14 protein-coding genes and 1 pseudogene are annotated in these 23535 nt (G+C 44.1%); 11 read left to right on the top strand and 4 right to left on the bottom strand.

Annotated elements, in window-relative coordinates; translation table 11 throughout:
* Positions 1–60 precede the first annotated feature (60 nt).
* From rlmKL to rmf, 6 genes are all read left to right on the top strand, one after another.
* Positions 61–2178: a bifunctional 23S rRNA (guanine(2069)-N(7))-methyltransferase RlmK/23S rRNA (guanine(2445)-N(2))-methyltransferase RlmL gene (gene rlmKL, locus PSI22_RS08390; protein WP_273579359.1), complete on the top strand. Its 2118-nt coding sequence runs from the start codon at positions 61–63 to the stop codon at positions 2176–2178.
* A 4-nt stretch (positions 2179–2182) separates the two neighbouring features.
* Positions 2183–4093, top strand: coding sequence for an ABC transporter ATP-binding protein (locus PSI22_RS08385; protein ID WP_273579358.1), 1911 nt, complete (start codon positions 2183–2185; stop codon positions 4091–4093).
* Between the two features lie 160 nt (positions 4094–4253).
* The gene (gene pqiA / locus PSI22_RS08380; RefSeq protein ID WP_370689013.1) at positions 4254–5522 is read left to right on the top strand and encodes a membrane integrity-associated transporter subunit PqiA; all 1269 of its coding nucleotides are present in this window, start codon (positions 4254–4256) and stop codon (positions 5520–5522) included.
* On the top strand, positions 5509–7173 hold the full coding sequence (gene pqiB, locus PSI22_RS08375; protein WP_273579356.1) for an intermembrane transport protein PqiB: 1665 nt from the start codon (positions 5509–5511) through the stop codon (positions 7171–7173). The genes pqiA and pqiB overlap by 14 nt, the downstream gene beginning before the upstream one ends.
* On the top strand, positions 7173–7775 hold the full coding sequence (gene pqiC, locus PSI22_RS08370) for a membrane integrity-associated transporter subunit PqiC (RefSeq protein ID WP_273579355.1): 603 nt from the start codon (positions 7173–7175) through the stop codon (positions 7773–7775). Before pqiB ends, pqiC begins: the two co-directional genes overlap by 1 nt.
* Positions 7776–7910: 135 nt before the next feature.
* A complete protein-coding gene (rmf, locus tag PSI22_RS08365) occupies positions 7911–8069 on the top strand; it encodes a ribosome modulation factor (RefSeq protein WP_012987356.1) in 159 nt (52 codons plus the stop codon).
* A 108-nt stretch (positions 8070–8177) separates the two neighbouring features.
* Here the strand turns inward: rmf and fabA are convergent, their stop codons facing one another.
* Both fabA and PSI22_RS08355 read right to left on the bottom strand, forming a co-directional pair.
* Positions 8178–8696: a bifunctional 3-hydroxydecanoyl-ACP dehydratase/trans-2-decenoyl-ACP isomerase gene (gene fabA, locus PSI22_RS08360; RefSeq protein ID WP_038249749.1), complete on the bottom strand. Its 519-nt coding sequence runs from the start codon at positions 8694–8696 to the stop codon at positions 8178–8180.
* Between the two features lie 84 nt (positions 8697–8780).
* Positions 8781–10511 (bottom strand): AAA family ATPase, encoded by a 1731-nt coding sequence (locus PSI22_RS08355; RefSeq protein ID WP_273579354.1) that lies wholly within the window; start codon positions 10509–10511, stop codon positions 8781–8783.
* A 205-nt stretch (positions 10512–10716) separates the two neighbouring features.
* Between PSI22_RS08355 and matP the strand changes: the two genes are divergently transcribed.
* Positions 10717–11166: a macrodomain Ter protein MatP gene (gene matP / locus PSI22_RS08350; protein ID WP_273579353.1), complete on the top strand. Its 450-nt coding sequence runs from the start codon at positions 10717–10719 to the stop codon at positions 11164–11166.
* 74 nt (positions 11167–11240) lie between these two features.
* On the opposite strand, the gene ompA is transcribed toward matP, so the two are convergent.
* Together ompA and sulA are read right to left on the bottom strand one after the other, a co-directional pair.
* A complete protein-coding gene (ompA, locus tag PSI22_RS08345) occupies positions 11241–12374 on the bottom strand; it encodes a porin OmpA (RefSeq protein WP_273579352.1) in 1134 nt (377 codons plus the stop codon).
* A 422-nt stretch (positions 12375–12796) separates the two neighbouring features.
* Positions 12797–13321, bottom strand: a pseudogene (gene sulA / locus PSI22_RS08340) (SOS-induced cell division inhibitor SulA); the annotation flags it as partial.
* 240 nt (positions 13322–13561) lie between these two features.
* On the opposite strand from sulA, the gene PSI22_RS08335 reads away from it, so the two are divergent.
* The 4 genes from PSI22_RS08335 to PSI22_RS08320 form a co-directional block, all read left to right on the top strand.
* Entirely contained in the window at positions 13562–14185 is a 624-nt protein-coding gene (locus tag PSI22_RS08335; protein ID WP_273579351.1) for a TfoX/Sxy family DNA transformation protein, read from the top strand.
* 730 nt (positions 14186–14915) lie between these two features.
* Positions 14916–16127, top strand: a complete 1212-nt coding sequence (locus PSI22_RS08330; protein WP_273579350.1) for an L-tyrosine/L-tryptophan isonitrile synthase family protein — start codon at positions 14916–14918, stop codon at positions 16125–16127.
* Positions 16128–16252: 125 nt separating this feature from the next.
* A complete protein-coding gene (locus tag PSI22_RS08325; protein ID WP_273579349.1) occupies positions 16253–17422 on the top strand; it encodes an MFS transporter in 1170 nt (389 codons plus the stop codon).
* A gap of 879 nt (positions 17423–18301) precedes the next feature.
* A partial coding sequence (locus tag PSI22_RS08320; RefSeq protein WP_273579348.1) for a non-ribosomal peptide synthetase occupies positions 18302–23535 on the top strand: 5234 nt, incomplete at its 3' end.

Raw genomic sequence — 23535 nt, 5'->3', positions numbered from 1 at the left:
TATTAGCTATAATGTGCAGCAATTTTTTTTGGTGGTGGACTTTCTGTGGTGAAAAATAACATGAACTCTCTCTTTGCCAGCACGGCACGTGGGCTGGAAGAATTATTAAAAAACGAATTGGAAATGCTGGGAGCGCAATCCTGCAAGATTGCCCAAGGTGGGGTTCATTTTCAAGGTGATGATCGAGTGATGTATAAAAGCTTGCTCTGGAGCAGGCTGGCATCACGTATCCTGATGCCGCTTAACGAATTCAATGTTTATAGCGATTTGGATCTCTATCTTGGGGTTCAATCTATTGACTGGAGCGAGATTTTTTCAGTCGATAGCACATTCTCAGTGCATTTCAATGGCACGAATGAGGAAATCAGAAACACACAATATGGCGCACTGAGAGTGAAAGACGCCATTGTTGATAGCTTTGTACGTAAAGTAAATCAACGTCCTGATGTTGCCAAACAACAGCCGGATATTCGCATTGATGTTTTTCTGAACAAAGAAAAAGCGACACTGTCGCTTGATTTGAGTGGAGAAGGGTTGCATATCCGTGGCTACCGTGATTTGGCTGGTCAAGCTCCGCTGAAAGAAACACTTGCTGCGGCGGTTGTTTTGCGCTCTGGCTGGAAAGCGGGAACGCCGCTGATTGATCCGATGTGTGGTTCAGGAACATTGTTGATAGAAGCGGCAATGATGGCAGCAGATGGTGCTCCGGGTTTGCACCGTCAACATTGGGGGTTTACATCATGGCTGAAATTCGATCAAGAAATCTGGCGTGAAATAATGGCTGAAGCGCAGGTACGTTTCCGTAAAGGGCTACAGGAAACGACTTCTCGCTTTTTTGGTTCGGATATTGATCGTCGGGTCATGGATATGGCTCGCTCAAATGCCCGCAGAGCAGGCGTTGCCCAATTAATCCAGTTCCAACAAGGGGATGCGAGTAAGCTGGAAAATTCGCTGCCGGAGGGCGTTGTGGGAACAATACTGAGCAACCCGCCTTATGGCGAACGTCTTGAAAGTGAGCCAGCACTGGTTGCCTTGTACAGCATATTTGGACGAATAATGAAAAGCCGCTTCCCAGGCTGGCGTCTCTCATTATTCAGTGCTTCGCCAGAGTTGTTGAGCTGCTTGCAATTGCGCGCTGAACGCGAGTTTAAGGCTAAAAATGGCCCGCTGGATTGTGTCCAGAAAAATTATCAACTTTCGGACAAACCGCAATCACTGGATGCCGGTATTGCAGATGATTATGCTAACCGTTTGCGCAAAAATGAGAAGAAACTCAGTAAGTGGGCGAAGCAGCAGGGCATTGACTGTTATCGTTTATATGATGCGGATTTACCTGAATACAACGTTGCGGTTGATCGTTATGCAGACAAAGTCGTCGTTCAGGAATACGCGCCGCCTAAAACCGTAGATGCCAACAAAGCCCGCCAACGCTTATTCGATGTGATCAGTGCAACCATGAATGTGCTCGAATTATCATCTAATCAACTGATCCTGAAAACCCGCCAGCGTCAAACAGGCAAAAATCAATATGAAAAAATGGCCGAAAAGAAAGAATTCTTTTTGGTGAACGAATATGGTGCAAAATTCTGGGTCAACTTGACGGATTATCTGGATACCGGTCTGTTTCTTGATCATCGTATTGCCCGCAGAAAATTGGGTGAAATGAGCCAAGGGAAAGATTTCCTTAACCTGTTTGCCTATACCGGTTCAGCAACGGTGCATGCTGGATTAGGCGGTGCGAGGTCTACGACCACGGTGGATATGTCCCGTACTTATCTTGAATGGGCAGAGAAGAATCTACAGGCTAATGGCTTGTCTGGACGCCAGCATCGTTTGATTCAGGCTGATTGTTTGGGATGGCTGGCGCAAAGTCGCGAGCAATTCGATTTGATCTTTATCGATCCTCCGACATTTTCTAACTCTAAGCGAATGGAAGACTCATTCGATGTTCAGCGTGATCACATTACATTGATGAAACAGCTTAAGTGCTTGCTTCGTCGTGGTGGAACCCTGATGTTCTCCAACAATAAGCGAGGTTTCAAAATGGACTTTGCCGAACTTGAGAAATTAGGGCTGGTTGCGGAAGAAATCACAGAGAAAACGGTATCTCAGGATTTTGCCCGTAACCGCCAGATTCATAACTGCTGGCTACTGCGTCACGCTGGCGAGGAAAAATAATATTATGTCATTGATTAATCTCTCCGGTGCCTGGTTATCATTCAGTGATGCGCCACTGTTGAATGATACTGAACTGCATATAGAAGAAAACGAAAGAGTGTGTCTGGTTGGTCGCAATGGAGCAGGGAAATCAACCTTGTTGCGCGTACTGGCAAAAGAGCAGCCATTGGATGATGGCCAGGTTATTTATGAGCAGGATTTGATTGTTGCCCGTTTACAGCAGGACCCACCCCGTGATGTGGAAGGCACGGTATTTGATTTTGTGTCGGAAGGGGTAAAGGAACAGGCGGATTGCATCAAGGCATTTCATCATGCTTCCCGTCTGGTGGAAACTGATCCTAGCGACAAGAACCTCAATCGGCTAGCAGAATTGCAGGAAGTGCTGGATATTCAGGGGCTTTGGTTACTGGATAGCCGGATCAGTGATGTCTTGAAACAACTTTCTCTGCCAGCAGAAGCAAAATTGTCCTCACTTTCCGGAGGCTGGCTGCGCAAGGCTGCATTGGGAAGGGCGTTAGTCAGTTCGCCTAGAGTTCTGTTTCTTGATGAACCAACAAACCACCTTGATATTGATACGATTGAGTGGTTGGAAAATTTTCTGAAAGACTTCAACGGAAGCCTTGTTTTTATTTCCCATGACCGCTCATTCATTCGCAGTATGGCAACGCGCATCATTGATTTAGATCGCGGGAAACTGACTTCATGGCCAGGAAATTACGATAAATACCTTGAAAGTAAGGAAGAGGCATTGCGGGTTGAAGAACTACAAAATGCCGAATTTGATAAAAAGCTGGCTCAGGAAGAAGTCTGGATCCGTCAGGGTATTAAAGCACGACGTACCCGTAACGAAGGGCGGGTCAGGGCGTTGAAAGCGTTGCGTGTAGAGCGTTCCGATCGCCGTAATGTTATGGGTACGGCGAAAATGCAGGTCGAAGAAGCGACACGTTCCGGTAAAATCGTGTTTGAAATGGAAAATGTGAATTACCAGATTGGTGATAAAACATTGGTCAAGAATTTCTCGGCGCAAGTTCAGCGTGGCGATAAAATTGCTTTAGTTGGGCCAAATGGTTGTGGCAAAACGACATTATTGAAACTGATGCTGGGAGATTTGTCGTCAGAGAGTGGGCGCATTCACTGTGGAACAAAACTTGAAGTGGCTTACTTTGATCAGCATCGTGCCGCATTAGACCCGGACAAAACGGTCATGGATAACCTTGCAGAAGGCAAGCAGGAAGTGATGGTGAATGGACGTTCCCGTCACGTACTGGGTTATTTGCAGGACTTCCTTTTCCATCCTAAGCGAGCGATGACGCCTGTGCGGGCTCTCTCTGGCGGTGAACGTAACCGATTGTTGCTGGCACGTCTGTTCCTGAAACCGAGCAACTTGCTCATCATGGACGAACCTACCAACGACCTTGACGTTGAAACGCTGGAATTACTCGAAGAATTGGTTGATGGCTATACAGGCACGGTAATTTTGGTTAGCCATGATCGTCAATTTGTTGACAATTCCGTGACTGAATGCTGGATTTTTGAAGGCAATGGCGAAATCAATAACTATGTAGGGGGTTATTACGATGCCCAACAACAACGGACGCAGACTATCTCCCTACACCAGTCTTCAGAGAAAAAAAACAGTATCGAGACGAAGGCAGTAAAGTCTAAAGAAACATCTAAACGGGCAAGTAATAAGATAAGTTACCATTTACTGCGAGAGTTAGAACAACTACCATCATTATTAGAAACATTAGAGGAAGAAATAGAACAATTGCAATCCCAGGTCGGTGATTCTGAATTCTTCAATCAACCACACGCAATCACACAAAATGTTCTGAATGAATTGGCAAATAAAGAGCAAAAGCTGGAAAAAGCTTTTGATCGCTGGCAGGAACTGGAAATGATAAAAAATGGATGATGGCTGCTGCCTATTTCCAATAAATTTCAATTTGCAGCGCGGCAGTAAGTGAATAAATCCCCCGGGCGCATAGATCACTATGTGGCTGGGGTGAGTGAACGCAGCAGCAGTTTGAAAGATCAAGAGTATGGCCTTGTTGATTTGCTACAGGAGAAACACTTTGTGTTCCAATAATCATCAGCATGACAAGCTGGTTTTGTGTCCCCAGTGTGACATGCTGGTGGCCGTGCCTAACTTGGAACAAGGGAATAAAGCGGCTTGCCCACGATGTGAGACTTTGCTGACAGCAAAGTGGAAAGAGCCACGTAATCAGCCAACAGGCTATGCAGCGAGTGCATTATTGATGCTGTTCCTCGCCAGCCTCTTTCCGTTTGTTAGCATGAATATCGCGGGTATTGTCAGTGAAATATCGCTGCCTCAGATCCCGAAAGTGATGTTTAGCGAAGACTATTCAAGCATAGCAGTGTTTTTCCTGATTTTTGTTCAGCTCGTACCTGCATTTTGCATGGTCGTCATTATTCTCTTGTGTCAGAACATTAAGATGGCGCGTCGCTTGAAAATTGAGCTGGCGCGTATTTTGTTTCAGATGAAAACCTGGTGCATGGCAGAGATCTTCCTTGCAGGAGTGTTGGTTAGCTTTGTCAAGTTAATGGCTTATGGCGACATTGGTATTGGGTTGAGTTTCCTGCCTTATTGTCTATTCTGCCTGTTTCAGGTCAGAGCATTTCAATGTCTTGACAGACACTGGTTTTGGAATGAAATAGAGCCAGCGCCTGAAGTGTGTATACCTTTACAGGCAGGCAAACCGGGTTTGGTGCAAGGTGTCAGGCTGTGCCAGTGTTGTACCGCTATCTTGCCAGCCCAGCAGCCGCAGTGTTCCCGCTGCCATACTACGGGACACGCCCGTCGTCGCCACAGCCTTCAATACACTATGGCTCTATTGATAACATCCGTCATACTTTATATTCCAGCGAACCTGCTGCCGGTTATGGTGACTCAGGCATTGAGTAGCCATATTAACTCCACCATTCTGGAAGGCATTATTCTACTTTGGAGCACCGGTTCTTACCCGGTTGCAATGGTTATTTTCATCGCCAGTATTATGGTGCCTATACTGAAAATGCTGGCTATCAGTTGGCTATGCTGGGATGCGAAGAGTCAGAGCAGTCATGATTCTGAAACGATGCATTTTATCTATGAAATGGTCGAATTTGTCGGGCGCTGGTCCATGATTGATGTTTTCGTTATTGCGGTGCTATCAGCGCTGGTTCGCATGGGGCAGTTTATGAGTGTCTATCCTGCCACCGGAGCAGTCCTGTTTGCTCTGGTTGTTATCTTGACGATGTTTGCGTCAATAACATTTGATCCGCGCTTAACTTGGGACAAAGCCAATCATAAATTTGAGTTACAGAAAAATGAGGAGTCGTAAGGTGACGGATAAAGAAGAAGATCTGACTCAGGCTAGAATCAGTAAACTCAAGAGTTGGTCACCTGTATGGATTGTGCCAATTATCACTGTGCTTATTGGCGCCTGGATATTGTTTTATCATTTCAGTCATCAAGGGCCTGAAGTGACATTGATAACCTCTAATGCTGAGGGCATTGAGGCAGGCAAAACCAAAATAAAAAGCCGTAGTGTTGATATCGGTGTGGTTGAACGAGTGTCACTGAGTGATAACTTAGGCCAAGTTATCATCAAGGCTCGTCTGAATGATGGCATGGAGCGGCTATTATACCAAGATACTGCGTTTTGGGTCGTTAAACCTCAAATTGGCCGTGAAGGTATTTCTGGCTTGAGTACATTATTGTCCGGGGTATTTATTGAATTACAGCCAGGCAATCAAGGCGGTGAAGAGAATCAATTTTCATTACTGGATTCACCTCCGCTGGCGTCTCCTGATGCAAAAGGTGTGCGTCTGGTCTTAATCAGTGAAAAAGCAGGGCAGTTAACTCCCGGTGACCCGGTGCTATTTCGGGGGTATCGGGTAGGTTCGGTTGAAACCAGTACCTTTGATCCCAAATCGCGGTTGATACGCTACCAGATTTTCGTCAATGCACCCTATGATGGATTGTTGACCACGAGTGTCAGATTCTGGAAAGACAGCGGTGTTGCCTTCGACATGTCCTCACAGGGGCTACGGGTCGAGGTTGCATCATTATCCACTCTGTTTGGCGGCGGTGTCAGTTTTGATGTACCGAAAGGCTGGGATTTGGGCAACCCGGTTAAAGAAAAAGAAACTTTCAAACTTTATGACAGTGAGAAAAATATCCAAAACTCACTCTATACAGAGCATAAAAACTTGTTGTTGTTCTTCTCTGATTCAGTTCGTGGCTTGCAACTGGGAGCACCAGTCGAATTTCGCGGCATACGGGTGGGAACTGTGGCAAAAGTGCCTTTTTACACTGAAGGCGTTAGACAGCGGCTTGATAATGACTTCCGTATTCCCGTATTGATTCATATTGAACCTGAGCGTTTTGAGAAAGAGATTGGTAGTGGTTTTGATACTGATAAGGAACTTGAGGAAATTATTGCGCGCGGCCTGAGAGCCTCTTTAAAATCAGGAAACTTACTGACAGGGGCATTGTTCATAGATTTGGACTTTTACTCCAATGAGGAAAAATGGACAGGTCCATATGAAATCGCAGGTTATGATATTTTGCCAACAGTAAGTGGTGGGTTGGCTCAAATCCAGCAAAAAGTCATTATGGCACTGGATAAAATCAATAATATGCCGATTGAGCCCGTATTTGTGCAAGCTACCCGGACATTAGAAGAAAGCCAGAAAACCATCAAGGCAGCTCAAAAAACAATGGATGAATTAAATCGCATCCTTGCGAGCAAAGAAACTCAGGGGCTCCCCAAAGATATACAAAATACACTGCAAGAATTAAACCGCAGTATGCAGGGTATTCAACCTGGATCTCCAGCTTACAATAAGCTGATCGATAATATGCAACGGTTGGATCAAGTCTTGCGTGAATTGCAACCTGTCTTGAAGACGCTTAACAATAAAAGCAATGCATTGGTATTTGAAGCTGAAGAGATGAAAGATCCTGAACCCAAAAAGGCGCGTAAGTAATGAAAAAGTTGATGTTAAGATTGGCGTTTTTTATTTCTGTTAGTGTTTTTGCTGTTAGTAGCGTGTTTATTTCAGGATGCAGCAGTAGTCAGCCGCAAAAAACTTATTACCAGCTACCGACTTTGACGGGTACATCACAGGAAAGCAGATTAGGTGTCAAAGATAAACGACAATTATGGGTAAAAGGAGTGACTCTTGCTGATTACCTTGCATCACCGGGTATAGTTTATCAAACAGGGGATGTGATCTATATCAATGCCTCGAATCACTTGTGGGCTAGCCCATTAGAACAACAATTACAGCAGGTTTTGATCACGGAACTAAGCGCGGCATTTCCACAAAGACTCGTTGCCGGACAACTGCTGGAGAAAAATGCGGATACACTGGATATCACAATAACCGCTTTTCACGGGCGGTATGACGGAAAGGTGATGATTCAAGGATATTGGATGTTATTTAATCAGAATGGCGTGATTAAGCGGCCATTCAATCTTGAGTTGAAACAGAAAATAGATGGTTATGCTGAATTAGTACGCACTTTGGCAACAGGTTATCGTCAGTTGGCTCAATCCATCGCTAGTCAGATAGCCTCTCCCGTCTAATTGGTATGGTGTATTCGACATTTCTATGAACATCTTTGCTTGATCTTCGCTGCATATAAGGGTATCACTTAGAACCATGTGGATGAAAAACGATCATTGTTTTATTTACATGGTAACAAGGTGAGGAAGTAAGGCATGAAAAGACAGAAAAGAGACCGTTTGGCACGAGCACTTTCCAGAGGTTATCAAGCTGGAATTCACGGACGGCCGCGAGAGAATTGCCCTTATCATTCATTGGATGCGCGTTCACATTGGTTGGGTGGCTGGCGTCAAGCGATGGAAGACCGTGCTTGACGATAAGTAAGTTTGGTTAATAACTCGATTCATTAGGATAATCACCTCCGCCACAGTAGCGGAGGTGATTAGCACTGGAAATAAGCGTTCGCAGCCAATACGAAATTGTCAAAAGGCACTGGTGTCCTTAAATAATCCTACCTTCAAATCCTTTGCGGTATAAATCAGTTTACCGTCTACCAAAACTTCACCATCAGCTAGCCCCATAATGAGCTTACGGTTAACAATTCGCTTGAAATTAATGCGATAGGTGACTTTTTTTGCCGTTGGTAACACTTGGCCAGTGAATTTAACTTCACCCACCCCAAGCGCACGGCCTTTACCTTCACCACCGATCCAGCCAAGGAAGAAGCCAACGAGCTGCCACATAGCATCAAGGCCGAGGCAACCTGGCATAACGGGATCATTGACAAAATGGCAATGGAAGAACCACAGCTCAGGATTAATATCTAACTCAGCTTCGACATAGCCTTTATCGTAGGCACCCCCGGTTTCTGTCATTTTTATGATGCGATCCATCATCAGCATATTGCCAGAAGGCAGTGGTGGGCCATTTTCACCGAATAACTCACCTTGTCCAGAGGTTTGAAGTTCTTCTTTTGTGTAGGACTCTTGCTTGTTAAACATATTTTTGGATAGCCTTTTAATTATGTAAGGCCAGAGGATAGCGTACACTTGTACGCTGAACAACTCCGATCAGATGATACTGAATTAACCTAACCAGCGCAGAAACCAAGGAAGCTTAGGCCGCTCTTGACTATTAGCCTGTGTAATGCGTTCGTATATAATGGCTAACAAGTGTTCTTTTTGTGGATCGTAATAGGGAATACCTGTCAGAAGTGATGCGGCTTCAGAGACATGCTCAACCGTCCAGATATGGAATTGCCCATTTTTTACCGCGTCAATAATGTCTTGATTCAGACACAGGTGTTGCACATTGGACGTTGGGATAATCACGCCTTGCTTACCTGTCAGCTCCCGGTAGTTACACAAACGGAAGAAACCTTCAATTTTTTCATTGACGCCACCGATGGGTTGAACATAGCCAAATTGGTCTACAGCCCCTGTTACGGCAATTTGCTGATCAATAGGCTGTTGTGACAGAGCGCTGATCAACGCACACAATTCAGCCAGTGAGGCGCTGTCGCCATCAACTTCGCCATAAGATTGTTCAAACACAATAGAAGCAGAAAACGGTTGTGGCTGATCCAGTTTCAATTCAGAAATCAAGTAAGCCTGCATAATCATCATGCCTTTTGCATGAATATTGCCGCCTAGCTCCACTTTACGTTCCACATCAATAAATTCACCGTCTCCTAAATGAGCAACACAACTGATGCGGGAAGGTTCGCCCATCGGATCTGGATGCCCTGGATATTCGAGCACGGATAACCCATTGATTTGGCCAATCACTGAGCCTTGTGTACGGATCAGTATCTGACCTTTCAGAATTTCGTCTATGCTACGTTCAGCCAAATAGCCATGACGCCAGAGACGATTGTCTTCCGCTTGTTGCATCGAATGCGATGTGATTTGATTTTCCTGTTGGTAAGTGGCGGCTGTTTCCAGTTTTTGTTGTAACCACTGAATATCCAAAGGTAAGCTGAGTTGGTCTTCAGTATAACGAACAGCTTGCTTGAGCAGTTCAGGCCATGCATCAGCGCTTAATGGAGGCAATGTTTGCTGCTGAATTATTTTGTTAACATAGCGGCACCATAGCGCTAGATCATCTTCTTCATGAAATGGCATATCCAACTCAAATTCGCCATACAGGGCATTGCTGGCCAATTCTGGCTCAAGAGCGTGTAATTCCTCAAGACTCAGACGATCTCCTACCAGAACGAGCCGTAAATTCAACGGCATTGAAGGTACAGGCAGGGGTAGTGAGTGATTCTCATTGTGTGATAGCCAATCAAAACGGCGCTGGATAATCATCTGCTTGAGACGAACCCACATTAATGGCTGAGAAAGTAGGGTACGTAGAGGCAAAATCAGGACACCGCCATTGACCTGATGGATAAGGCCAGGTTGTAGCTGAAGCGCACCTTGATGGGTGTAGATGTTGCCGAATAATTGCTCCGGTTCAATCCATTCGCGATAAGCAACCCGCTCAGTTGGTGCAAAGGAGCCTTCACCAGAAGAACGCCAAGTAATGGTTTGGTGTTCTATCTGATAGTAACCACCGATTTTGGGATGACTTTCCGGCAGTAAAGTTGAGATAGTATCAGATAAATGAGACAGGTAAATATCACTCTCATCAGCCTTTAATAACATAAAAGGCTGACGCAGATCGGCCTGACAAAAGAGGGTTAGCCCATTGTGTAACCTAGATTGAATTGCATCCATAGTGACGGGTGCCAATTCAGCGACAGAATTGAAGAGTGCTTGATAAGGCGTACTGTTTAGCTGTAATGCCTGCCAGTCTAATTTTATATTCGTCAAAGTGATAGCTACATATAGTGAAAAGGGAAACATTTATTATACAAGATTAGGCAATGAACCGACATGTCATAATCTTTGAAAGGCATGACATTTGAGTTAACTCATTAATTATCTGTAAAATATTCTAATATCCTGTGTTGCTGTGAGCAATTAAGGGAAATAATTGCTATGCTTAATTTAAGTTACGCTGTCACTGAGAGATGAAATGAAATATCAACAATTGGAAAATCTGGAATGTGGCTGGAAATGGGCTTATTTGGCGAAAAAATATCGTGAAGGTGAGCTAATTACTAAATACATTGAAAAGAGTGCTGCGCAGGATGCGATCAATGAGTTGATGCAGTTAGAGCGTGAGCCAGTTAAGGTACTGAAATGGATTTCGCGGCATATGAACCCAGATTTATCCAACCGAATGAAACAGACGATTCGGGCGCGGCGTAAACGTCATTTTAATGCGGAACATCAACACTCGCGAAAAAAATCCATCGATTTGGATTTCCAGGTTTGGCAGCGGCTTTCAGCTCTTTCCCGACGTCGTGGCAATACTTTATCTGAAACGATAGTGCAATTGCTGGAAGATGCAGAATATAGAGAAAAATATGCCCATCAAATGTCGAGTCTAAAGCAGGATTTGGAAGCTATTTTGGGGAAATAAGAGCCATAGACAGAAACAATAAAACCCCATTTTGACATGGGGTTTTTAATTAAATATGGAGGGCAGTATAACGATTACTGTGCCGCTTTTGGCTGAGTAACGATTTCTTTAGTACCCTGAATATTGATAACTACACGGCGGTCTGGAGCCAGACAGTCGATGAGTTTAGCGCGACCTTTGATGTGATCGCATGTAGAGCCAGTGACAGAGCTTTCTTTGCCACGGCCTTCTGCTTGGATGCTGGCTGCTGGGATGCCTTTAGCTACCAGATAATCAACAACGGATTGAGCACGTTTCTGGGACAATGGCAAGTTATACTGCTGGCTACCGATGCGATCAGTGTGGCCGATTACCAGAACTCTGCCTTGATTTGGGTCAATTTTGGCCAGTTGGGTGTAGAGGTTGTCCAACTCTTGTTTACCTTCTGTTTTCAACGTTGATTTGTTGAAGTTGAACAGAACGTCAGAGCGCAGAGTAAAGCTCTTGTTTTCAACAGTTGGTGAAGGTGCAGGCGTTGGAGCTGGAATAACGGGAGCAGCAGGTACAACGACAGGAGCTACGTCATCTTGACCGAAACGATAAGAAACGCCAACGCTCAGCATGCCGTTATCTGGACGGGCACCGACACTGGCTGCATCGCCGATGTTGTTGACCCACTGGTAATCCAGGCGGGTTGCCAGATCTTTGGTCAGGGCGTATTCAACACCAATGGCAGCCAGCGGAGAAACACCTGTGTCGTGGTTTTTCAGTCTGCGCTGATCTTTATCACCTGCACCACCTAATGCGTTAGCATTATAAGTAGCGGAAGAGTCTGCGCGCCATACCATACCACCCAGGCGAGTATAGACATCCAGATTATCCATAACTGGGTAGCTCAGTTTAGCCGCCAGTTGAACGCCTTGAGCACGGAAAGCACCGTTGTTAACGCTGCCTTTATATGCCATGCGACCCAGCCAGTCATAACCCAATTCAAAACCCAGATATGGGTTTGCCTGATAACCGACATAGGCACCTGCACCCAGCTGGTTTTTGCGAGTAGGGCCGTTACCGATTTGGTTATCGTATCCATTGCCGTAAAAATTTACGTCATGGTACTGAGACCAACCCAGCTTAGCACCGGTATACCAGGTGTTATCCTTTGGAGCTGCTTGAGCAACAGTTGCGAAAGCTGCCACTGCCACTGCTACTGCGATAGCTGTCTTTTTCATTTTACGCCTCGTTATCATCCAAATAGGCAATTGGCCTTAAAAGCCTTATTATTAGCCATTGGTTAAAATGTCTAGTTAAGTATTTGTACTTCTATCAGTAGATGCGTCCCGAAATATAAGGACGGCTAGTACAAATCTAAACTGAGTAAAGTCTACAACGAACTTAAAAACTTACAAGTACACTGTGACTCGTGACACAAAATTTTTAATTTCATCTATACAAATTCTGAATGTTTTTGACGAACATTTACAATATTGACAGCATCAATGTATTGATTTCCATTGAAAACAAGGATAAGTGGCAGCAGTAGCTTATTTTTTATAAAAGAAATTGGGATAAATCCTAATTCCAGTCAATGATAGTAAACAGAATAAATTTGTAATCTGTTTACTGGCGGTTTGAAATGATGAGCCGAGTTTTATGGGCGCATAATAAATCCCAATGCCGTACCTTTCTGAGCGGCCAGTTGTAGCTTCTGTACGTCATACTCAGATAGCTCTGGTAGCCAGCCCAGTACTACACTGTAGTTGCCACTTGCCAGAGCCTTTTCCATGGCATCAATTGATGCAACAGGACGGATTTGATTTAACTGAACGACTTTATCCAAAGGTAAACCAGAACTCACCAGCCACTGACGACTCAATCTTTTATTAGGTGTGACCCAGAGTAACCAACGATTTTCATGCCCGGATTGACGGAGCAAAGGAAGCAGAAGGTGATTGATAGCTGGCTGGTGCTCACAGTAGTTCAGTTCACTGACCATTCCTTTTACCATTTGTGAATCATATTGGGATGATTCGATAAAAGATAGCCGACTGGCAGTTGTGATACTTGTTGTTTTGTCTATTTTGAGAACTGGACAACCGTCTGTTTTTTGTTCTTCCTCCATTCCGCTAGCTGCCGTTTTCTTCTTAATAAGATATCCCCAAGATGATCGAATGCCCATAATGTTCCTCGCCATAATGAACTGTATATTTATACAGTATATCGCCACTTGCTTAAAAGCAAGCCTATTTTTTTTCAAAGCGCTTCGCAAAAATTTACATAAAACCGTTTTTTTCTGACTTAACGATTGGCAGTTGGAAACAGATTGCGTATGGTTTTAATTACTTGTTCTTGTTATCTATTTTGCTAATAAAAACATGAGAAAAATATTAGTTAGGATATAATTCATGGAGTGATAAAAATGTTTTTATCTGGGGCGCGTTTTGCTCAATTGAAACACGGCGTATCTTCATTGGGAAAACTTAAGAAAAAATCTCAATTTGGTGGGTTTGGGTTGTTACTTGATGGGGTTTTGTTTGCCATTAGCTCAGATGGCGAACTTTATTTACGAGGAAATAGTCATGCTGAGGTATTATTTAAAGCCAGAGGCATGGAGAAATTTATTTTTTCAAAAAGGGGCATTCCCGTGACTTTACGGTACTACCGGGTTAATGAGTCACTTTGGCAGGATCAAAAGCAGTTGTTTGAATATGTCAACTTAGCTTATCAATATACAATGGCAGAAATTATCGATAAGCAAAAAATGCCTCTTAGGCTAAAAGATCTCCCTAACTTGGGAATGACTTTAGAACGTCAACTATGGAAAGTCGGCATATCTAAAGTGGAAGAGTTGCACATGCTGGGAGCAAAAGCGACTTATCTTAAGTTACAGCAACACAGGAAACAGACGAATGTCAGCATATTACTTGCGTTGGCTGGTGCGATAGAAGGTTGCCATGTTGCCGTATTACCAGAGAAAGTCCGTGATGATTTACTCCTCTGGCACAAGGAATTGGATCACTGTAGTTCGGGTTATCATTCTTGATGAAATTTAATCAATAGGGGCATGGCCCCTATTCAGATTGGCGCGTTTCTCTGCCTGTAGAGCCATTACGGCTGTAATACTAAGTCATAAAGGTATTTCTTAATGAAATGAATTTTTATTATTGTCAATTTGGACGCTACTGCATGCTCGATTAAGAATAATAACAAAAAAATATTACATATTTTAATATTTATAAATCCTTATTCATTCTGAATAAATAATATTCTATTTTATTTAATGTTAGATTTGTAATGATAATTATTAATTTATTGAATTTAAATAATATATTGATATGCAATGTGGTTTAAGTTAAAAATAAATCAGATCTAAAAATATATATTTCGTTTTTTTTGGGGGTTTAATTTATTAATCTTTATGGGGATGGAATGTTTTTTATAAGGTTTTAATAAATAAAAAACTATATAAATGATAACTATCATTTTCCGGATAATGATATAGGCCCTCTTCGTTATTTTTCGTTATTCTTTGTTGTGTTTCTTTATGTCAGAGCTCGGTTTCAGAATCATCATTTTCGCTCAGGAGAATAGGAAAACTGGAGAAAAACGTTGTGCAGGTATGTCTGGCTATATAATCAGCAACTGACTCAGTTCGCATTGAGAGTTAAAATTCCTTTTTAGATGATAAAGAAGTGCTAGAAGCTAAATACAGAGTTATTCAAAAATCCATACATCTTTACGGGATGTACCTATAATTTACTTAGGAAGAGAAATTGAAAAATATATCTGTTAGCACAAACGGTTCAATCATTGAAGATTCACTCATGTTCGGTCAATTTGGATGGCCAGAATATGAACCTAATATGACATCTAATGGCCATTTAATTTCATCCGATTTACGAAAAATATTACTTGATCAGTGCTCTATTTCTAAAACATTGCCATCTGAACAGTGGTGGAAAGAGAAGCGAAAAAAAGACTTGCCTTTGCACTTCCTGGTTCGGGATTATCTCAATCATCCAGCCATCCAGTTTAATTCCCGAACCCTTTTTTCATCCTGCGTAGAGACGTTAGAAAAGATCAAGTCCAGTATAAATGAGAGAAGAGAAATCGATATTCTTCTCCCTGTCTTCTGCGTTATTAGCAATTGGCAGAAAAGACATGATATTACCTCTTTAACCATGGCAGAAGAGGTATCCTTGCTACATCTTGCGAAAATTTCAACCTATCTTGAGGAACATACAGGGGTCAGAATACGTTTCAAAATTCTTTCAGATGCCACATTCTATGCCGGGATTTTTGGTGATCCTATGGCTGCGGCAGAACAATATATAAAGGATCTGGAAGAGTTCACTCAATTAAATAAAATCAATGAAGTCGTTAATATTCTCGATATATCTAAGATAGTTTCATTACTTCAGGATAATTATGACCGTGCCTTTCCAGAGCATCTGAAAACCTTCACATTGAATCCATCTTTGGGAATTAGTCATGAGGAAGCCATTCGTTTCAATGCAAGCGTCGGGAGCACGGTCAACATATCAGATCTATCTCTGACATATAATCAAAGAAAGGCTATATTTTGTGATTCTATTTTCCCTGATTCGGAGATAAAGCATGAGATCATGAATAGAGTTCACACTGCCTTCGTTCATTATAGAGCTATGAAGGAAACAATGGCTAGTATCCGATGGGAAAATACGCTATTTCCTAATGCAATCCGAGCCACTATCCATCATAAGACAATACCATTAATGGGTGTCAGGATATATCCTGGTTACAAGAGCCATTCACCCAATCTTCCCTATCATGGTATTGCAGTTATTGAAAATCGGAAGAATGTCTGGCAAATGAGCATTGAACAAGAAATTCACCAACATGGCAAACGACTAAGGATTATTAATAATCGGGGAGTGAGTGACTTTTATGTAGATGCCGATATTTTGGAGAATATGGCGGTTTTGTTGCATAAATTGAACTCTTAGCAGAAATCAGTATAAGACGTTACCCTATGATCTAACATATCAACATTGAAGAACACCCCTTAATACGGGAGTAACAACTTAACAATGTGGAATATGTGCTCATATCGCTTATCAGAGGGCCATCCATGCGTAACCTTATCTTCATTATTTTGGGGAATATCACATTAGAAAGTGCGGTACCGCTACTTTTTACTGTTGGGGGACTGGCTGGCCTGCATCTTGCTCCATTGGCCTGGCTTGCGACATTGCCTATTGCGATACAAATGGCTGCTGGAAGTGTCTGTGCAATCCCATTTTCGAACTTGATGGCACGTTACAGCCGCAGAACCGGATTTATTCTGGCTAGTATGGCAATGATATTTGGTGGACTTGCTTCAGCGACGGCTATTTATTCAGACAGTTTCGGGCTTCTGCTCGGTGGGCATTTCCTGATTGGCATCTCGATGATTGGTATTAATTTTCTACGGTTTGCCGCTGCTGAAAGCGTTCCAAAAAACCGGGCTGCAACAGCAACCTCTTTACTGCTGGCTTCTGGAATAATTGGTGTCATTATTGGAAGCGAGCTCTATGGGAGAGGAGATAGCTTGGGCTTCGAACTTCCATTCATCGGGATATACATGATCGTGTCCGTTATCGGAGGATGTGCAGTTCTTGCTTTTGCTGCACTTGATGGTGGTCTTAGATGTTCTATTAATCAACAAACAGAAGCTGACATTAGTAAGGCATCAGGATTTTCACTTATTGCCACAAATCGCCGTTTGTTTTTTGGAATTGCGACAATGGTGTTAGGTCATGCAATCATGCTGATAGTCATGTCGACTGCCTCGATTGCCTCTATAGATTATGGTATTGGAAGTTCAGAAACGGGCATATTAATTGGTGTTCATCTTGTAGCTATGTTCGCTCCCGGTGTTATCACCGGTATGCTTATATCAAGAATGGGGGCGAATCGTATTATTCTCTTGGGGGCTATCTTGTATCTTGTCGGTTTTCTGATAGGGCTTACCAATGAAGCAGCAATGGTTATTATCGCAGCTCCGCTGATTTTTGCTGGATTAGGGTGGAACTTTATGTTCTTAGGGGGAACTCATATTATCAACAGTATGCCTGATGGTATTAATAAAGCCCGTGTCCAAGGGGCGAGTGAAACGCTTCTGGCCTCGGTATCGACTGTATTTGCGCTTGCCTCTGGGGGAATTTACGGGGCACTTGGTTGGAAAGGGCTGATTTTTGTTGTCACAACGATGACATTGCTGACTATAGCATTACTTTGTATTCGTGTACTTTTGAGATAGAATGTTGTTGATCAATCGGACTGACTTCTCTCCGGTAACTCATTCAGTACGACATAGTTTTTCTTATCACCACTCCATTTTTGTGTAAGCACATCTATTTCAGTGCTCATTTCCTCATAATTATTCCTCTGTCAAAGAGGTAAAGTCACTCAGGTAAATTAATTAAAATATCCCTCATCTGTAAAAAAATAATCCCACAATTTATGAATTATATAGTAATAAAATAATTTGGAATAGTAAGGTAACTAATAAGGGAAATATATGATTTATTATAACAATAAAATACTATAATAATGAGTGAAATTATAATTTATCATTTTTAAATAATAGTAATTATTTCGTTTGGTATTCTAAAGTAATTAAAAAACGCACCCATATTAAATAAAAAATAATATAGACTTCAATCAAAATAACAATCAATATTACAGTTAAAAGAAATTGTAGTTATAGTGTTCTTTATTAACAAATAAAGAGTGTTAAATAAAGAATAATGAATAATAACTGGCATTAAAATGGTGAATAAATTGAATATAATCAAATAGGTACTAATAGTGAATTAATAAATATATGAATAAGATCACATCAGTAATGGGTGTTTTTAACCACTAAGGCTGATAGGTATTAACTATTTTTGTATAAAGGAGAATGCTGAAAGATTGCGAGAATCGCTATGGTGATACAACGATAGATAATACCGAAACCCATTGAATTCATATGATAGCGTGGGCTAAAAACAGGTAAAAGAGTTAGGTGTGGGACAGTGGATTACATTAATACCAAAAAATTAATTACTGAAGGTTAGGTGTAGAGCTGAAATCTACTCGTTTGTGTCATAGAGTACAAGTAACTTGCGAACGGAATGCATTCGTATAATTTATTATGAGAACATCTGAAAGCTCGTTGAACTCGAACTTATATAATCTTCATCCCGCTCAAGAGGATGTGTTTTACGAGCAGGCACTCTATGAAAATAACCCACTACACAACCTCGGTTGGTATACGTTGATAGAAGAAGATGTTGATATAGTAACTTTTCAGCAAGTGTGGAATTTACTACATCAACATATTGATATGTTACGGTTACGCATATCGGTTAATGCGGATAATGAAGCTATACAATATATCCAAGATCAAGGTGTACCTGAAGTAATCATATTTTATGATGCTGCAATGCAGCCTGATCCTGAAAAAAAAGCACATCTTTGGATGCAGCAGCAAATAGATCATCCTATAAATTTTTTAAAGGAAACTCCATATCAGATTTCATTGATTCGTATGACAGATGAAAAATATTATTTTTTCACTATATTCCATCATATTATGATTGATGGTGTAGGATTATTTCGACTCCATGAATATGTTAATAAATTGTACGAATGTATTAAAAATGGAACATCAATAGCTTGGTTGTCAGAAATTCCGCAATATTTAGATACAATAACTAAAGCAAGGGAATATCTAAATTCTTCTCATTACGAAACGGATAAAAAATACTGGTGTGATTTTTTAAAAGAAAATGAAATATACCCTTTAACTCCTTGCTATCAAAATACGGGTAGTGGTGTTGGTTCGCTAACATTACCTTCTGCGATGACATCAGATTTACGTATTTTTTGTAGAGAAAATAATACTAATGTGTTTGCTGTCTTTTCGAGTCTGGTCATCATCATGATGGCAGAACTGACGGGGCAAAAAGAATTGACATTTAGTACTATCACACACGGAAGAAAAAGAAGGTTAGATAAGCATGTCGTTGGGATGCATGCAAATATTTACCCAGTGCATTGTCAGATTTCACACTCGCTAAGTGTGATTGAACAGATTAAATTAATAGACTTATCGCATAAAAATAGTTATCGCTACTGTAAATTTCCTCACTCTCACCTTATTCGAATCGCTAATAACTTTGGGATTCCTTTACCTAATTTATTTATTTTCTACGATCGATTTTCAGAGTCAGCATCTGAAGTCACTCAAAATAAATATAATCATATAGAAGGAGCCGCTAATATTTATCCTATCGTTTTTCGATTCAAGGACTATGGCGGCACTGATCAGGAACTAAAAATAAATATAAATTATTTGCAGGCGTATTTTAGTGATCAGGATGTAGGGAAAATATTTGAACGTTTGAAAAATTTATTTGCTGCGTTGATTAAAAAACCTTCTTTATTAGTCAATGAATTGCCTATTTTATTAGAACAGGAACGTCACACTCTACTGCACACTTGGAACCAGCCCGATGCGCTGTATCCACAAAATCAAACCCTGCAACAGCAGTTCGAAGCCCGTGCGGCCGCCATGCCGGATAACGTGGCGCTGGTATTTGAGGGAGCAACGCTGACTTACCGCCAGTTGAATGAGCGGGCGAACCAACTGGCCTTTGTGATCCGCGAGCACTATCAGCAACGACACAATCAAGCGATGCCGGCAGATACGCTGGTGGCACTGTACTTGGATCGCGGTCTGGAGATGGTCATCAGCATGCTGGCAGTGCTGAAAGCCGGGGGAGCTTATGTGCCGATGTCCCCGGAACATCCGCCGGAGCGGATTCAGTTTATTTTGGAAGACACCCAATCTCCGTGCGTGGTGACTCAGCAGCGGCACCTGACGACACTGAGTGAATGCACACAAGTTCTGATTGACCAGCCGGCACTGATAGCGGCAGATGACCAAGCGGTGACGGTTGATCGGCCAGTGGACAATCCGGTGCCGGTGAGTGGGGCCGCTGATCTGGCATATGTCATTTACACCTCAGGAACGACTGGGCAGCCAAAAGGCGTATTACAGACTCATCATAATGCTGTGCGTTTATTTGCTACCACCCAAGGGGATTATCAATTTGATCAACATGATACTTGGGTTCTTTACCATGCCTATACCTTTGATTTCAGTGTCTGGGAATTATGGGGAGCATTAATATATGGTGGGCGTTTAATTATTCCAACAGTCGATTGCACGAAGGATTTTGTCAGCTTTAGCCGCTTGTGTTCACACCAAAAAGTTACCGTTCTGAATCAAACTCCAGGCGCATTTTATGCTTTTATTGATGCCTCGTTGAGTATTGGCGCTAAATTTCCCTGTCTTCGATATGTGATCTTTGGAGGAGATAAACTTAATCCTGTTCAGTTGAAGCCCTGGTGGGACAGTTATGGAGATCAATCACCAACCCTTGTCAATATGTATGGGATAACAGAAACAACGGTACATGTTACCTATCAGAAATTAATAAAAGACGGCGCTATAACGGCATCCTGCATTGGACGACCGTTAAATGACATGCATGCCTATGTTTTGAATGACTCAGGTCATCTCGTACCTATCGGTGCCCCAGGGGAACTGTACATCGGGGGCGCGGGGCTGGCTCGTGGGTATTTGAACCGGCCGGAATTGACCGCCGAGCGTTTTGTGGCGAACCCGTTTGCCACGGCCGAAGATCAGGCGCGCGGCTACACCCGCCTGTATAAAACCGGTGATCTGGTGCGCTGGCAGCCGGACGGCAATCTGGAATACTTGGGACGCAATGATTTTCAGGTCAAGATCCGCGGCTACCGTATTGAGCTGGGGGAAATCGAAAGCGCGCTGGCCTTGCACCCGCAGGTGAAACAGGCGGTGGTGATTGACTGCGAGTATGAGGGCCACAAAGCCCTGGCGGCGTATCTGGTCACGGACGGGGGGCTGTCGGATGAAACCTTGATGACGTACCTGTCCGCCCGCCTACCGGACTACATGGTGCCGGCCAGCTTTACCCGGATTGAGTCGGTGCCCCTGACCCTGAATGGCAAACTGGATCGCCGGGCGTTGCCGGCGCCGATGTGGGGAAACCGGGACGATTATGTGGCACCGCGTAATGCGCTGGAAACTCAGCTGTGTGCTGTCTGGCAGGCGGTCTTGGGGCTGGAGCGGGTCGGCATTGAGGATAATTTCTTCCGGATCGGGGGTAATTCCCTTATCGCGATTAAGCTGACAGCCGCCATTCGCCGTGTTCTGGCCGTGGATGTTTCTCTGGCACAGGTGTTTAGCTTGAAAACCGTTGCCGGGCTGGCTGCACAGATGGGACAGCAGGCCTGCACGGTGATCCCCCACGTTGAACTGGCGCGCTACCCGCTGTCATTTGCTCAGGAGCGAATGCGGTTTATCGAACAGTTTGAGCAGGGAACCCATGCCTATCATGTTCCTTACCTGGTGCAACTGGATGACGAAGGCTGCCTGTCTTTGCTGGAAACGGCCATTAATCGGGTGGTTGAGCGCCATCCGGTGATGAAGACGGTCTACCGTAATGACGACGAGGGGCAGGCCTACCAGCAGGTACTGGAAGGTAATCTGGTTCTCCGGTCACAGTCTTGTGAGGCGTTTGACGTACTCCTGCAAGCGGTGCGCACTGAATTGGCTACTCCGTTCGATCTGACGGCAGAGCCGGGGCTGCGCCTGTGTCACTACCGGGTGGCCGAACATCATTATTTATTGATGATGTGGCACCATATTGCCATTGATGGCTGGTCCGTCGATATTTTTATGGATGAACTGGCGGAAATTTACTCTGCCCTGCGGGAAGGCCGTGATAGCCCGCTGCCGCCACTGGAAATCACCTATGGGGATTATGCCAGATGGCAGCGTGACTATTTGCAGGGCGAGGTGCGTGAACGCCAGCTGGCCTACTGGCAGCAGACTCTGGCCGGTTATGAACCGCTGTCTTTGCCAACGGACCGGAACCGGCCGACACAGGTGAATTATCAGGGCCGGGATTTCAATTTTGCGCTGGGGAGCGGGCTTTCGGATCAACTGAGGGCGCTGGCAAAAACGCAGGAAACTACCCTGTATACCGTTCTGCTCAGTGCGTTTTACGTCACGCTGGCAAAACTGTCCGGCCAGAACGACATCGTGCTGGGAACCCCGACCGACAGCCGGCACCATGCGCAAACCCAGCCGCTGATTGGGATGTTTGTCAACTCACTGGTCTTGAGGGCGCAGCTTGAGCCGGCCGGCAGCGTGGAAACGCTGATTAAACAGACCCACGCAGTGATTGCCCAGGCCAAGGCCCATCAGGACATGCCGTTTGAGCAATTGGTTGATGCGCTGGAGATTGAGCGCGACACCGCCCGCCACCCTATTTTCCAGGTTATGTTTGGGGTACAGAATTTGAGTGAGGGCGGGCAAAGCAGGGCAAACCTGCCGTTTAGCCCGGTGAAATTGGCCGGGGTTTTATACAGCCCCGCCAAGTTTGACCTGAGTCTGTTTATGGCCGAGGAGCAGGCCAATATTGCCGGTGGCATAAATTACGCGGTAAGTCTGTTTGACGAGTCCTCGATAGCGCGGATGGCCGATATCTATCAGCGGGTATTGGCGGCGTTTGTCGCCGATCAGAAGCAATCTCTGGCCGGGCTTGATGTGTTGTCCGCGCAGGAGCGTCATACCCTGTTGCACCTCTGGAACCAGACTGACGTGCCGTATCCGCAGAGCCGGACGTTGCAGCAGCAGTTTGAGGCTCAGGTGGTCGTCACACCGGATAATGTGGCACTGGTGTTTGCCGGGGAAACGCTGACTTATCGCCAGGTTAATGAACGGGCAAACCAGCTGGCGGTTGTGATCCGCGAACGTTATCAGCAGCAGCGTAATGCGCCGATGCCGGCAGACACGCCGGTGGCTTTGTACCTCGATCGCAGCCTGGAGATGATCATCAGTATTCTGGCGGTACTGAAAGCCGGGGGCGCCTATGTGCCAGTGTCCCCGGAATATCCGCCGGAGCGGGTCCGGTTTATTCTGGCCGACACCCGGTCTTCATGTGTGGTGACTCAGCAGAGGCACCTGACGGCGTTGGGGGAATACACGCACACACTGTCACTGATCGCGGCGGATGATCCGTCGGTGACCGCAGGCCGGCCAATGGACAATCCGGTGCCGGTAAACGGAGCCACGGATCTGGCGTACATCATCTACACTTCAGGAACGACCGGTCAACCGAAAGGGGTCATGCTGACGCACCAAAGCGTCATGAACCGCCTATGCTGGATGCAATCCCGATATGCCTTAAATGCGGCGGATAACGTGCTGCAAAAAACCCCTTATACCTTTGATGTTTCGGTGTGGGAACTGCTGGCGGCTAACTGGGTCGG

Origin of the sequence: Xenorhabdus aichiensis (assembly GCF_028598775.1) — a bacterium.
GTDB lineage: Bacteria > Pseudomonadota > Gammaproteobacteria > Enterobacterales > Enterobacteriaceae > Xenorhabdus > Xenorhabdus bovienii.
This window is presented reverse-complemented; position numbering and strand designations above follow the sequence as displayed.